11 protein-coding genes are annotated in these 15,035 nt (G+C 43.2%); 7 read left to right on the forward strand and 4 right to left on the reverse strand.

The genetic code is table 11. From position 1 onward, the window contains the following. Positions 1-1,406 precede the first annotated feature (1,406 nt). The 4 genes from QME03_RS07140 to QME03_RS07155 all read right to left on the reverse strand — a co-directional run bounded on the left by QME03_RS07140 (position 1,407) and on the right by QME03_RS07155 (position 7,776). On the reverse strand, positions 1,407-3,107 hold the full coding sequence (locus QME03_RS07140) for an ATP-dependent DNA helicase (protein WP_281723969.1): 1,701 nt from the start codon (positions 3,105-3,107) through the stop codon (positions 1,407-1,409). Between the two features lie 257 nt (positions 3,108-3,364). Next, complete coding sequence (locus QME03_RS07145) at positions 3,365-5,848, reverse strand: transglycosylase domain-containing protein (RefSeq protein ID WP_281723901.1); 2,484 nt, start codon at positions 5,846-5,848, stop codon at positions 3,365-3,367. A gap of 164 nt (positions 5,849-6,012) precedes the next feature. Then, complete coding sequence (miaA, locus tag QME03_RS07150; RefSeq protein ID WP_281723902.1) at positions 6,013-6,921, reverse strand: tRNA (adenosine(37)-N6)-dimethylallyltransferase MiaA; 909 nt, start codon at positions 6,919-6,921, stop codon at positions 6,013-6,015. Between the two features lie 51 nt (positions 6,922-6,972). After that, positions 6,973-7,776, reverse strand: coding sequence for a DUF5715 family protein (locus QME03_RS07155; protein ID WP_281723903.1), 804 nt, complete (start codon positions 7,774-7,776; stop codon positions 6,973-6,975). 100 nt (positions 7,777-7,876) lie between these two features. Between QME03_RS07155 and QME03_RS07160 the strand changes: the two genes are divergently transcribed. The 7 genes from QME03_RS07160 to pyrF all read left to right on the forward strand — a co-directional run bounded on the left by QME03_RS07160 (position 7,877) and on the right by pyrF (position 15,012). Then, complete coding sequence (locus QME03_RS07160) at positions 7,877-8,836, forward strand: PhoH family protein (protein ID WP_273147893.1); 960 nt, start codon at positions 7,877-7,879, stop codon at positions 8,834-8,836. A 25-nt stretch (positions 8,837-8,861) separates the two neighbouring features. Beyond that, on the forward strand, positions 8,862-9,812 hold the full coding sequence (locus QME03_RS07165; protein ID WP_281723904.1) for a phosphoribosylaminoimidazolesuccinocarboxamide synthase: 951 nt from the start codon (positions 8,862-8,864) through the stop codon (positions 9,810-9,812). 217 nt (positions 9,813-10,029) lie between these two features. Then, positions 10,030-10,764 carry a bifunctional demethylmenaquinone methyltransferase/2-methoxy-6-polyprenyl-1,4-benzoquinol methylase UbiE gene (gene ubiE / locus QME03_RS07170; protein WP_281723905.1) on the forward strand — a complete coding sequence of 245 codons (735 nt, stop codon included), beginning with the start codon at positions 10,030-10,032 and terminating at the stop codon, positions 10,762-10,764. A gap of 83 nt (positions 10,765-10,847) precedes the next feature. Then, positions 10,848-11,597, forward strand: a complete 750-nt coding sequence (locus tag QME03_RS07175; RefSeq protein WP_281723906.1) for a shikimate dehydrogenase family protein — start codon at positions 10,848-10,850, stop codon at positions 11,595-11,597. 103 nt (positions 11,598-11,700) lie between these two features. Then, a complete protein-coding gene (locus tag QME03_RS07180; protein WP_281723907.1) occupies positions 11,701-12,867 on the forward strand; it encodes an AIR synthase-related protein in 1,167 nt (388 codons plus the stop codon). A 178-nt stretch (positions 12,868-13,045) separates the two neighbouring features. Further along, positions 13,046-14,158 carry a peptide chain release factor 1 gene (gene prfA, locus QME03_RS07185; RefSeq protein ID WP_281723908.1) on the forward strand — a complete coding sequence of 371 codons (1,113 nt, stop codon included), beginning with the start codon at positions 13,046-13,048 and terminating at the stop codon, positions 14,156-14,158. Between the two features lie 20 nt (positions 14,159-14,178). Further along, a complete protein-coding gene (gene pyrF, locus QME03_RS07190; protein ID WP_281723909.1) occupies positions 14,179-15,012 on the forward strand; it encodes an orotidine-5'-phosphate decarboxylase in 834 nt (277 codons plus the stop codon). Positions 15,013-15,035 lie beyond the last annotated feature (23 nt).

Below are 15,035 nucleotides of genomic sequence, written 5' to 3' on the forward strand. Positions count from 1 at the left end.
TTACAAAATACCAAAGAAAAATCAGTTTTTTATAATGTTGCGGGGTTAACTAAGTTGATGATGCTGAAAGAGAATATTATTTTGTTGTTGGTGCGTAGTTCAACCTATCGTAAAAGAAAAGACGGATAGCCTCTCACCCTATTAAATATAATCAAGTGAACTTTTCTTTCTTAATACAATTATGATATACAAATGTCAAGATAATAATAACAGTATCAAAGAAATATAAAGGAAAGGTGGATTATATTGTTTGATTCCTTCTTGAAAGTACTGCCTACTAGATGGAAATAATAAGAAAGACCAGTGGCCAGTAAACTAGCGATAGCTATACCCTAATAATATTCTCTACCCAAGCTCAAGTTTAAATGGTGTAATAACTTATTGGGAGATGGAACTATCCCAACAGGGAATAGAAGCAAGCACCTGCAATCGCACACTTTTTCGTAGACAGGTTTTATCAGCACTTCGCACAGGTCTTTATACTTTAGTTTGTTATTCACTCATCAATAATTCAGAATTAAATTGTTAAAGAGGTAAATAAATTTTACAAAATAGATTTTCCAATCGAACTATTCTAGAAAGAATTTCCTCTTAAAAACCACGAAAACGACGTTTTTTGTGGTGAAATTTCACCATGCATCAAGGTCTTCACTCTTCAAATTTCTCCATTTACTGGGTTTTTACTTTTCTATTTCGATAAAAATTGCGCGTTTGTAGCTTCCCTAAAATACAAAAAAGTTACCCGAAAAGCATCTTGCAGTTTTGCGATTTGCACCAAAACGCATCGCAATCTCCTACAAAACGCACTGCTAACTCCTACAAAACGCAAGGCTAACTCGTGCTAAACGCAAGGTAAAATGCAGCAAAACGCAAGACTATTTGCTGCAAATAGCTCCAAAAATGGGCGAAAAGTGGTATAAAACCCCTTTTTTAAGGAGTTTTTTACGGTTATCGATAAAAACAGTTTGGTGGCTTAGATTTTGCACTTAACCCCACATTTAGTGGCAAAACCATGCAAAATAAAGGAGATTTTGCACCTTTTAATATGAAAACGTTTATATATCAGATAGTTACAAACTTTAAAAATACGCGCATTTTTTGCCCCATCGTCCAGAATTTCTGTGTGGACGGCACTCATAATGTTAAATTTTGGTATAGATATTTTACAATTTCTGGAGCAGTAACACGTCACTGCTGCTTTGTTGAAATCGCCCATTGTAGCACCTAAAGATGTAGTGCATTATTGAACATATAGGCTAGTATACATCTGAAAGTATAGTCAACAATGCCAAAAGAATATCCTGAATAAGATGTAGAGAAGCAACCAAGAGACGAGTAGGAAGCAAGAATTGGAGATATAGCACAGTATGAAAGAGAGCATCTTTGACTAAACTAATCTTGAGCGTCTAAATCCCATCTTTTTTCAATTTCTTCAATTTACGTTTGGCCTCGGGAAGTTCGGGCCATAGTTCCAAAGCCTTTTCATAATTCCTGATAGCAGCTTGTGGCATGCCTTCTTTTTCCGACTCTTTTCCCAGTAGCATGTATTCAGTAGCCAGTCGTTTAAGCTGTTCTGCCCGTTGCTTTTCTAAAGCGCGTGCCTCTTCTAGTTGTTCTTTTAAGTGGTTGATAACGTTCAACTTTTTTCGAATAAGCCTTTTGGCGGTAGGTTTCTCGATGTCGTAGCGACTATGAATGGCAAGAAAAAAGTTATCGATGGCCGCTTGCATATCTCCCTTATCAAATGCAGCGATGGTGTCGACATACTGTTTATCAGCTTTACTTTCTTGTAATGCAGTATTAATAATGTTGAGGTTATTATAGTTGCGTGCAAAGTTAGTAACCTCTGTTCGCACGAAGATGTTCTCTCTACGGATGGGTTCCTGCAAACTGATACCCTGCAAAGAGGTGCAGCGTGATAGAGCAACATAGGTTTGTCCTCCAGCAAAAACCCCACCAGTAAAATCAATTTTTACATTGTTAAAGGTTAGACCTTGGCTTTTGTGTACGGTGATAGCCCATGCCAAGCGAAGGGGGAATTGTTGATAGCTGCCAATTTCCTCTTCTTCAATTTTCTGTTCTTTCTCGTTGAAAGTGTATCTTACGTTCGACCAAATTTCTCTTTGCACGTCGAAATCTCGCCCATCTTCTGTTCGTACATATATAATACCATCTTCTTCGTCGCCAAAGCCAATGATAGTGCCTAGCGTGCCGTTCACCCATCTCCGTTCTTTATCGTTCTTAATAAACAGCACTTGTGCGCCCGTTTTTACTTCCAACTCCATGGGTGTGGGTAAACTGCTTTCAGGAAACTCGCCTTCGATGTGTCCATAAAATATTGTTGGCTGGTCGGGTAGGGTGTTAAGTTGTTTTTCATTGATATAGTCAACCGTGTCTCTACGTCCCGAAAGGGTGATGGATAAACGCCCTGCTTCGGTCCCTATTTCGGCATTTACCTGAGCATTAAGCAAACGCAGGTCGCTATCCGACACATGCGATGTGCGTATATGGTCGAGCAGAGCGATAAATTGTGTATCTCTTTGCCGATACACCTTTTTCAGTTCCACGGCAATAAGCTGCATCTCTCTGAACACCTGGGCGTCGAAAAAGAAGTTAGAAGGGTAGAAAGGGCGTAGCAGTTGGCGTTCTTCTTCTTTAATAACGGGTTCAAGCTGATAAATATCGCCAACCAAGAGCAACTGTTTTCCACCGAAAGGTTCGCGCATATTGCGGTTATAGATGCGTAGAACCTTATCAATAAAGTCGATAATATCGGCTCTAACCATTGAAATTTCATCGATGATGATTAATTCCACTTCGCGTAACAACTTGGTTTTTTCACCATTATATTTCAGTGTGTCGCGAATGTTTCGATTAGAGTATCGTTTATCGTTGGGCAACAAGGGATGGAAAGGCAGTTTGAAAAAACTATGAAGAGTGCTTCCACCAGCATTAATAGCAGCAATACCAGTAGGTGCGAGTATGATGTGTTTCTTTTTAATCGTGGCCGCTATATGGCGCATAAACGTGGATTTACCCGTGCCCGCCTTTCCCGTTAGGAAGAGCGAGCGACGGGTAAACTGTATAATCTGGAGTGCTTTTTGCATCTCCTCGTTCTCTAAATCTATTTGGTTGGGCGTATCGTTGTTCACGTTTAAGCGGGTGAAGTCTGTTTTAGGATGGGTAAAATAAAGTCTGTTTGTGTTGACTAGTCTTTCACCGTATATTTTAAATCCTTATGGTTTACAGCGTTTTTGACACGGCAATCAGAATAGTGAGGTCTCTAAATGGCTTTTTGTTTGTGTCTCAACAAGCCTTGTGTTAAAAGCTTTGGCAGTGCTTAATGCCTTTGATTGTTTAGAGCTTATAGCTCGTCGAGATTTAGAGGTTGCTCAGTGGGCTTAATCTTTCTTTTGTCTATGCCCGGTTCAGAGGGGACGAGGTCTCCTGGAGTAATCTCTTTGATGGGGTTTCCGTTACCATCCAGAATGATAAGGCCCCCGCCCCCGGCACTGTCTGTTTCTGTTGTGTCGTTTTTAGCGTGCGAATAGTAGCTAGCACACAGGTACATGTCGCGTGTAATGTCGGCATCCCGTGGCTTTCCAAATTTACTATGATATTGTTTAAAGGCGGGATCGCCAAGCACCGATTGTAAGAAATAGCCACATATAGGCAATGCCGTGCGGCTTCCTTGGCCAAGAGCACCTGTGCGGAAGTGTATGCTTCGATATTCGCCACCAACCCAGGCACCCACCACTAGTTTAGGAGTAACGCCCATGAACCAGGCGTCAGAGTGGTTGTTAGATGTACCAGTCTTACCACCAAAGTCGGTATCGCGGAAATTGCTTACATATCCCCATAGGCTTTGAGAAGTACCACCAGGTTCGCGCATACCACCCATTAGCAGTTGCTGCACAAGGAAGGCACTTTTATAAGGCACAGCCTGTTCGGTAGCAGCTGGCCCTAGATACACTTCATGGCCGTCTTTGTCTTCAATTCTGGTAACAAGCACAGGGTCATGGTGCATACCATCGTTGGCAATGGTGCAATAAGCATTGGTGAGTTCAAGCAGATTAACGTCGCTTGAGCCAAGTGCAAGCGAGGGAGCATCTTCCAAAGTGCTCTTAATACCCATTTTTTCGGCAGTCTCGATAATGCGTTTGATGCCCATCTCCTGACCCAAGCGCACGGCCACCGAGTTGATACTCTTAGCAAAAGCTGCTTTTAGCGGCATAGAGTCGCCCGAGAACGAACCATTAGCGTTAGAAGGAGTCCATGTTACCACTTCTTGTTTTTTCTTGTCGTAAACCTGCATCGAGATATATTCGTCGCGTCTCTTGTCGCAAGGGGTGAGTCCTTGGTTCATGGCTTCGGTGTATACGAAGAGCTTAAAGGTAGAGCCAGGTTGGCGCATAGCTTTAACCTTGTCGTACTTCCACGAGTCGAAATTAATGTCGCCCACCCAAGCTTTCACTGCACCTGTTTGTGGTTCCATGGCCACGAAGGCGCAGTGCATAAAGCGAACCATGTAGCGTATCGAGTCCATTGTAGAGATATTCATTTCAATTGAACCCTTAGCATAGTCGAACAGTTTAACTTTATGCGGTTTATTTAGATAATAAGTGATAGAATCTGGTTGGTTAGGATATTTCTCTAGCAGCCAGTTATATACAGGTTGTTTGCGTGCGATGCCCTCAATAAAATCAGGAATAACCCTTCCACGCTCGTCAATCCAAGGGTCGTTTTTGCCCCAGTGGTTATTAAAGTTTTGCTGAACCTGCCTCATTTGCTTAGTGGCAGCCTCTTCAGCATATTTTTGCATACGGCTATCCAGTGTGGTGTAAATTTTCAAGCCACTGGTATATAAGTCGTATCCATTAGCCTCACACCAGTCTTTGAGGTAATCGGCCACAGCTTCCCTAAAGTAGTTGGCTTTTCCGTCATAGTTGGTTTCAACGCTGAAGTTAAGCTTGATAGGTTTTATCGACAGGGTGTCGAAGGCCTCTTGCGAGAGATGGCCACGCCTCACCATGTTAGCCAACACAGTGTTGCGCCTTTTCATGCTGTTTTCGGGATGTGTTATGGGGTTGTAAGTGGTGGTAGCTTTGAGCATACCTACAAGCGTAGCAGCCTGTTCGGCTCTCAAATCTTTCGGTGTGGTGTTAAAGTAGGTTTTGCATGCTGTTTTAATTCCGTAGGCCGACGAACCAAAGTCCACCGTGTTAGCATACATCGAGAGGATGGTGTTTTTATCGTAGCTCATTTCCAGCTTAGTGGCGATAATCCATTCTTTGGTTTTCATGATGAGCATACGAATGCCAGGGATTTTGCCCAGCAGTCCCGTAGAATATTCGGTGCGCACCCTAAAGAGGTTTTTAGCCAGCTGTTGTGTAATGGTAGACGCGCCACGTCCATCGCCTTTTGTGATGGCATCCTTGGCGGCAGCAAACATACCGATGGGGTCTACGCCCCAGTGGCTATAGAAACGTTCATCTTCGGTGTCGATAAGCGTATTCCAAAACACGGGGTTAACATCAGCGTAAGCCACGGGTGTGCGGTTTTCGTTGAAATATTTGCCAATGAGTTTTCCATCGGCACTATAAATTTCGGATGCTTGTGCAGAAATCGGGTTGTTGATGGTGGACCATCCTGGCGACTTACCGAAGAGCCAAAGGAAGTTGATGTCTACCATACCGAGGTATAGCAAGAACGCGATGAAAGCCGACACAAGGGCCACGCCGCCTTTGAAATACCACTTGCGGCCGGCATATAAGCCTTTGTACCATTTCCAAGATGCCTTTAACTTTGTGGCGCACCATTTGGCGCCTTGCACTATTTTTTTACGCATAGTTATGTGTTGGTTGGTTGACAAGAGCGCTTTCAGCCCATGTTGAGCATTCACTATGGCGCTCAAGGCTTAAGTTTCTCTTACTGTTAGGCTCCATCCTATAAGTTGTTCGTGTCTTTTTAGCGTTGGTTCAACATTTGGTAGCCCATTGCAAAATTACTGATTTAATCTGTTATCCCGACAAAAGAGTCGATGAAATTTGTAATTTTTTCTGTATCGTTGGGGTCGAACCATGTTATTTCCGTGTCTTTTTTAAACCAAGTAAGTTGTTTGCGCATATATCTTCGCGTGTTAGACTGTATTTGCCTGATGGCCTCTTCACGAGGAATATAGCCATCGAAATAAGCGAACATCTCTTTATAACCCACGGTGTTGAGCGAATTAAGTCCTCTAAGCGGGTAAACGCGTCGCGCCTCTTCTTCCAATCCCTTGTCTATCATTTGCAGCACTCGTAGATTAATGCGTTCGTACATCACATCGCGTTCACGGTTAAGGCCAATTTTCAAGATGTTGAACGGCCGTTGTTTGTGCACTTTTTTACGATAAGAGGTGTATGTGTTACCCGTCATGAGACAAATTTCTAAAGCATGGCACACCCTTCTTGGGTTTTGTTTGTCTACAAAGTCGTAGTGTTCAGGGTCTAGTTGCTTCAGCTTTTGTACGAGTGCATCCAGTCCTTGTTTGTCAAGCATTTGCTTTACGTGAAGTCGGGTGTTATCGTCTACGGTAGGAATATCGTCAATGCCATGGCAAACAGCATCAATATACATCATGCTTCCGCCAGTCATCACAGCCACATCATTGTTTTGGAAAAGCGAGTCCAATAAGTTAAGCGTATCTGTTTCGAAGCAAGCAGCGTTATAATATTGGTCAAGTTTGAGGTTGCCCACAAAGTGGTGAGGCACCAATTGTTGTTCTTCGTGCGTGGCAGCAGCTGTGCCAATGGGCAGTTCGGCAAACATTTGGCGAGAGTCGGCACTAATAATGTGAGCGCCATAGCGTTGAGCTAAGTTGAGACAAAGAGCCGTTTTGCCCACGCCTGTGGGGCCAAGCACAACGATAAGTGTTTTCATATTACTCCTTATTTATATATAATGGTAAAGAATAGCCATCTAACATCAGTGCTATCTTACCGTTATGTGGAAGCAACCTTGCTTCACCTCATATTTAATATAGCAGCGTTCGTTTAGTCTTAGGTCGTTAAGCACTTCGCTCATCACCCACTTTAACGTGTCGTTTCTCACTTGTCGGCGAGTGGGTCCATCAGGTGCTTGCACCGTTTTATACCTGTTATAGGCAATATCGAATGTTGTTCCGAACCTATGGCAGCTGTTTTCAGATGCATTGCCATTATGGCCACGTAGTTTTTTTACGTCAGCTTCGCTTCTTAAAACGCTTGTAACAATGAATTTATGCAAGGGAATACCTTTGATTTGCAAACTATCGAAGAAGTTTCGACCAATGTCGTTAAGCAGCACTGCGGCTCTTGGCACAAGGTAAGGAATGCTGTTGTTGAGTTTATCTACATAGTAATATGGGTTACTAGCCACGTACACCAATTCGCTTTTCCTTCTTTCGGCTTCCTTCCGATCGGCAACAGGCTTAACGCCATACTTGTTAGCCACCTCCAACTGCACATCATTCAGGTCGGGGAAAGCTTTAGAATAATTGGGCACACTAATTATTCTGTTCTTCACGGGCGAGCCATCAGGCTTAAAAAACTTTAGTTTTTTGAGCTTTCCATCAATGGGTTGAAGCGAAGCACGTGGCTGACTTTGGACATCGTTGCTGATGTCTTGCATCTGAGTTTCGCTCTTCTTCTCCTTGTTAGAAGGCTTGGCGATAGAGGGGAAAAATGCTCTTACCACAGCCAGCAAAACAATAGTTGCTGCGAAAGCCTTTAAAAACTGGTTCTTTGTCAATCTCATTGAAAAACGTTTAATTGAGCCACAAAGATAGAAAAAAGTGTTGGGTTATGGAAAGCTTTTTGTAATTTTGCACTAATATTATACTTTAGGAATTAAGACATTGGTAGAGAAGCATATCGTACTTGAAGATATTGACCCCGTAATGTTTTATGGGGTAAACAACGGACATCTGCAAATGGTTAAGTCGCTGTTCCCTAAATTACGCATAGTGGCTCGTGATAACGTGATGCGCGTGTTGGGCGATGAAGAAGAGATGGCTGCTTTTGAAGAGAAGGCTGAAGATATAAGGAGGCATATCCTTAAGTATAACGCCATCAATGAGGAGGATATTCTCGACATCATCAAGGGCAAACGTACCAAAGCTGATGCCGTTAAGGATGTTATTGTATATAACATTACAGGCAAGCCAATCAAGAGTAGAAGCGAAAATCAACAGCATTTGGTGGATGCATACGAACGTCATGATTTGGTTTTTGCAGTAGGCCCTGCAGGAACAGGTAAAACCTATCTGAGCATTGCATTAGCAGTGAAGGCCCTGAAAGAGAAAACAGCTAAGAAAATAATATTGAGTAGGCCTGCTGTTGAGGCAGGTGAGAAGCTAGGTTTTTTGCCTGGGGATATGAAAGATAAGATAGACCCTTATCTGCAGCCACTCTATGACGCTCTTGAAGATATGATTCCAGCAGTGAAGTTGCAAGATATGATGGAGAAGCATATCATACAGATAGCCCCATTAGCATTTATGCGTGGTAGAACGCTTACCGATGCAATCGTAATTTTGGATGAAGCGCAAAACACCACCATGGCTCAAATAAAAATGTTTCTCACGAGAATGGGTACCAATACCAAAATGATTGTGACGGGAGACCTAACACAAATAGACCTACCTAGAGAGCAAAAAAGTGGTTTGAGGGTAGCGCTAGACATATTGCAGGATGTGAAAGGCATTGCAACTGTGAGGTTCGACCAAAAAGATATAGTACGCCATAAACTCGTAACACGTATCGTTAATGCCTATGAGGCATATTACGAGGCAGAAAGAAATAAAGAAAAAGAATAGGATACATCATAAAATATAAATTAAGATGAAAGCATTGACACAAACCGATTTCCATTTTGATGGACAAAAGAGTGTGTATCACGGTAAAGTTAGAGATGTGTACGACATCGATGGCGATAAAATCGTGATGGTTGCAACCGACAGAATTTCGGCTTTTGACGTTATCTTGCCTAAGGGAATACCTTTTAAAGGTCAGGTTCTGAACCAAATTGCGGCAAAGTTTCTTGACCTTACGGCTGATATCTGTCCGAACTGGAAACTTGCAACCCCCGACCCCATGGTTACCGTAGGCCTTAAATGTGAAGGCTTCCGCGTAGAGATGATAATTCGTTCCATACTCACAGGCTCGGCGTGGCGTGCTTATAAGGAGGGATGTAGAGAGTTGTGTGGTGTGAAACTACCAGAGGGAATGAAAGAAAACGAACGCTTCCCCGAACCTATTGTAACGCCCACAACCAAAGCAGACGAAGGGCATGATATGAATATCTCGAAAGAAGAGATTATTGCTCAAGGACTAGTTAGTGCTGAAGACTATGCTGTGATTGAAGACTATACACGCAAACTCTTCCGTCGTGGTCAGGAAATTGCAGCTAAACAAGGACTAATACTCGTAGATACGAAGTATGAATTTGGTAAACGCGATGGTAAAGTGTATCTCATTGATGAAATTCATACGCCCGATTCAAGTCGTTATTTCTACGCTGAAGGTTACGAAGAGAAGTTGGCTAAGGGCGAACCACAACGACAACTTTCTAAAGAATTCTTGCGTCAATGGCTCATCGAACATAACTTTATGAACGAGCCAGGCCAAACGATGCCTGAAATAACCGATGAGTATGCAGAAGAGGTGAGCAATCGTTATATCGAACTATACGAGCACATCACAGGCGAGACCTTTAATAAAGCCGCTGATGAAGCCGATTTGGCTACTCGCATTGAGAAGAATGTAACGGATTTCTTAGCTCAAAACAAATAAATGAAGATGCAGTGAACGGGCTTTCGTGTCGACATCTTAAACCCCAAAGGTGAAAAGATGTGACGCGAAAGCACGGTTCTGTTTCTTAGGCTTGGGCTCGTGGCCTGGCAAACGGTACAATATTAAATAACCTACAGACGAACTAATCGTGTGCGTTCTGCGCCAAACATTCTGCTTCAGGTTATTTGCAACCACTATTTAATGGCACATATCCTCAATGTATAAACAAGAAGAGATAAAACCTTACGCCGAACAAGGCGATAAAGGCGAGCTTGTTGAAAAGATGTTCGACAATATTGCCCCCACTTACGATGTATTAAATCATCGTCTTTCGTGGAATATTGATAAGCGTTGGCGACGCAAGGCTATTGGGCAACTGATACCCTTTGGCCCAAAAGAGATGCTCGACATTGCCACTGGCACTGGCGACTTTGCTATTCTCTCTGCTCAAATGCTAAAACCCAACCATCTTATTGGGGCGGATATCTCGGAAGGGATGATGGAAATTGGACGCCAAAAAGTGGAGAAGGCTCAGTTAGGTAGCATCGTTTCGTTTATGAAAGAAGACTGTATGAACCTCTCTTTCCACAACGAACGTTTCGATGCTGTTACGGCAGCCTTTGGTATTCGTAACTTTAAAGACTTGGATAAATGCTTATGCGAACTGCATCGTGTATTGCGTAAGGGCGGACATCTTAGCATAGTGGAATTGTCTGCACCAAAAAGTTTCCCCATGTCGATACTTTTTAAAATTTATTCGCATACAATTCTCCCACTCTATGCGCGCTTAGTATCAAAGGATAAAGGCGCTTATCGCTATCTCATCAGCACCGTCGAAGCCTTCCCTCAAGGCGAAACGATGGTGGAAATTCTCAAGAAAGCAGGTTTTGAAGAGGTGAAATTCAAACGCCTTACGTTTGGGATCTGCACCATGTACCTGGCAACCAAGTAGCTAACGTGCTATCAAATAATAAAGGTTGCGACAGTTGCGTTGTATTTAGATAGGCAATTTGAATACGAACATTCAGGAAAATTATGGATAAATACGGACTTATCGGGTTTCCATTAGGGCATAGCTTCTCGATTAGCTACTTCAATGAGAAATTCCACAACGAAGGTATCGATGCCGAATACGAGAATTACGAAATAGCAAGTATTGATAGCTTGCCCGAAATTCTCGATACCACACCAAGCCTACGTGGGCTAAACGTTACCATTCCTTATAAGGAAGAGGTGATGAAATACTTGGACGACCTTTCGCCCGAAGCGCGTGCCATAGGAGCAGTTAATGTTATTAGGGTTAGCCATAAGGGTAATAAACTCTACCTGAAAGGTTTTAACAGCGACGTAATTGGTTTTACACGAAGCATAGAATCAATGCTTGAACCTGCCCACCACAAAGCTCTAATTTTGGGAACGGGTGGCGCGGCCAAGGCTGTAGACTATGGTTTGAAAAGCCTTGGACTTGAAACGCTCTTTGTTAGTCGACAATCGCGTAAAGGAAAGGTTATTACTTACGATGATGTTACGCCTGAACTCATTGCCGAATACAATGTTATCGTTAACTGCACACCGCTAGGTATGTATCCAAGAACCGAGGAGTGCCCCCAACTTCCTTACGAGGCGATGGACCAACACACTTTATTATACGACCTGATTTATAACCCCGATGAAACACTCTTTATGAAAAAGGGTAGGGAACAGGGCGCTATAACCAAAAACGGATTAGAGATGTTGCTGCTACAAGCATTTGCTAGCTGGGAGTTTTGGCATGGCAGAGATTAACATGTTAAACCAATGTGGATGTGTTTGAGCACCACAAAGCAGATAAAAGATATTAACCCAACACTGTTATACAACAAGTTTTCACCCAAATAAATTCAAACAGATGAACAACCGTTACATGATGCGTGGCGTTAGTGCCGCAAAAGAAGATGTGCACAACGCCATAAAAAACATCGATAAAGGCGTTTTTCCACAAGCTTTCTGCAAAATCATTCCCGATATTCTAGGAGGCGATGATGCTTATTGCAACATCATGCACGCCGATGGGGCAGGAACAAAATCGTCATTGGCTTATGCTTATTGGAAAGAAACGGGCGACTTAAACGTTTGGAAGGGTATTGCGCAAGATGCAGTGGTGATGAATACCGATGATTTGCTTTGTGTGGGGGCGGTAGACAATATCCTCGTGTCGAGTACTATTGGACGAAATAAAATGCTTATCCCAGGAGAAGTGATTTCGGCTATTATCAATGGAACAGACGAACTGTTATCCGAGATGCGCGAAATGGGAGTAGGAATTTACGCCACTGGAGGTGAAACGGCTGATGTTGGCGACCTAGTACGCACCATCATTGTTGACTCTACTGTTACTTGTCGTATGAAACGTAGCGACGTTATAAATAATGCTAACATTCAACCTGGTGATGTTATCGTGGGATTGTCGTCTTGCGGACAGGCTTCTTACGAAAAATCGTATAATGGCGGAATGGGAAGTAACGGACTAACTAGTGCTCGTCATGATGTATTTGCTAAATATCTAGCAGAAAAATATCCTGAAACATTCGACCATGCTGTACCCAAAGAGTTGGTGTATAGCGGTACAAAGCAATTAACAGAGGCTATTGAAGGTCTGGGGGTTGATGCAGGACAACTGGTACTTTCTCCCACAAGAACTTACGCTCCTGTAATTCGCAGACTGCTAGACGAAATGCGTGCCGATGTTCATGGCATGGTTCATTGCACTGGAGGGGCTCAAACAAAGGTGCTACATTTCGTTAACGACAATTGTCGTGTGGTGAAAGATAACATGTTTGATGTGCCACCGCTCTTTAAATTGATACAAGCAGAAAGTGGAACAGACTGGAAAGAGATGTTTAAGGTGTTCAATATGGGACACCGAATGGAAATATATGTTCGTCCCGAACATGCAGAACGTGTTATTGCCATTAGTAAAAGCTTCAATATCGACGCACAAGTGGTGGGGCATATTGAAGAAGGGCAGAAGTCGCTCACCATACGTTCGGAGTTTGGTGAGTTCTTCTACGACTAACTTTCCTATATTAAATGAACAAGGTTTTTTAGCTTGCGGTTTATTTAATCTGTTTTATTATCCTGCTTTTGGACTTTTTGCGATTGATGAGAGTCTTAGCTTTTAGCTAAAGAAAACTTAAGACAGTACTAATAAACTTGTTAAACCGCAAATCCTAAAACTTAACTATAATGAGATTATGTCAGAACAAAATAGCATATTAGCAAAATTAGATGGGCTTGAAAGCCGATATGAAGAGGTTTCTACGTTGATAACCGACCCTGCCGTTATCGCAGATCAAGAACGTTATGTGAAGTTGACAAGGGAGTATAAAGACCTTGGCGACATTATGAATGCACGCAAGCGCTATGTGGCTTGCCTTAATTCCATTGCCGAAGCCAAAGATATTTTGGCCAACGAAAGCGATGCCGAGATGAAAGAAATGGCTCGCGAAGAACTTTCAACTAACGAAGCAGTACGCCCAAAGCTAGAAGAGGAAATTAAATTGCTGCTTGTTCCCAAAGACCCTGAAGACGCTAAGAACGTCCAAATGGAAATTAGAGCAGGCACTGGTGGTGATGAGGCCGCACTCTTTGCTGGCGACCTCTTTGGTATGTACAAGCGCTTTTGTGACTCAAAAGGATGGACTCTCTCTGTTACCGCTTCTAGCGAAGGGGCCGTTGGTGGCTTTAAAGAGATTGATTTTGCCGTTAGTGGTGATAACGTTTTTGGCGTTCTGAAATACGAATCGGGCGTGCATCGCGTGCAACGTGTTCCCGCCACCGAGACCCAAGGACGTATGCACACATCGGCTGCAACGGTGGCAGTACTGCCCGAAGCCGATAAGTTTGAAGTGAATATCAACGAGGGCGATATTAAATGGGATACGTTTAGAAGCTCGGGTGCGGGTGGACAGAACGTTAATAAAGTGGAATCGGGTGTGCGCTTACGCTATCCGTGGAAAAATCCCAATACCGGCGAGACCGAAGAAATCCTTATCGAGTGTACCGAAACTCGCGATCAACCTAAAAATAAAGAACGTGCCTTATCGCGACTTCGTACCTTTATATACGACCGCGAACACCAAAAATATGTGGACGACATTGCTAGTCGTCGAAAAAGTTTGGTATCTACAGGCGACCGCTCGGCCAAAATACGTACCTACAACTACCCTCAAGGGCGCGTAACCGACCACCGTATAGGTTACACCACACACGACTTGCAGGGCTTTGTGGCAGGAGACATCCAAGCTATGATTGATGCATTGTCGGTTGCCGAGAACACAGAACGAATGAAAGAAGCCGAATTGTAACCCCATTCACACCGTTTTTTATGACAAGACAAGATTTAATCAAACAGATACAGGCCAAGAAATCATTTCTTTGTGTGGGTCTAGATACTGATATCAAGAAAATTCCGCAACACTTGTTGCAGACTGAAGACCCTATTTTTGAGTTCAATAAGGCAATCATCGATGCCACTGCACCTTATTGTGTAGCCTACAAACCCAATCTCGCTTTTTACGAATCGCTTGGGGTAAAAGGCTTGTTGGCATTTGAACGCACGGTGGTTTATCTCAACGAGAACTACCCAGAGCAGTTTATTATTGCTGATGCCAAACGTGGCGACATCGGTAATACCTCGCAGATGTATGCACGCACCTTTTTCGAAACATATAATCTCGATGCGCTTACTGTTGCTCCCTATATGGGCGAAGATAGTGTAACACCTTTCTTGGCTTATGAAGGCAAGTGGGTTATATTGTTGGCACTAACTAGTAATAAAGGTTCGCACGACTTCCAGCTAACTACCGACGCGCAAGGCGTGCGTCTCTTCGAGCATGTTCTTACCAAGTCGCAAGAGTGGGGTAATGCAGATAACATGATGTATGTGGTGGGAGCTACACAAGGCGAGGCCTTTAAGGATATACGCAAACATGCACCAAACCACTTTTTGCTTGTTCCGGGTGTTGGAGTGCAGGGTGGAAGTCTTCACGATGTGTGTCTCTATGGCATGAACAAAGATTGTGGTTTGCTCGTAAATAGCTCGCGCGGCATTATCTATGCAAGCAGCGGAGACGACTTTGCCCAAGTTGCAGCCGAAAAAGCGCGCGAGGTGCAAGAAGAAATGGCTGCAGAGCTTAAAGCCCTTCTCCCTACGTTCTAGCCCCTAATGACCACCAATAGTTA

The organism is Hoylesella shahii, from assembly GCF_937990675.1.
GTDB classification, from domain to species: domain Bacteria; phylum Bacteroidota; class Bacteroidia; order Bacteroidales; family Bacteroidaceae; genus Prevotella; species Prevotella shahii.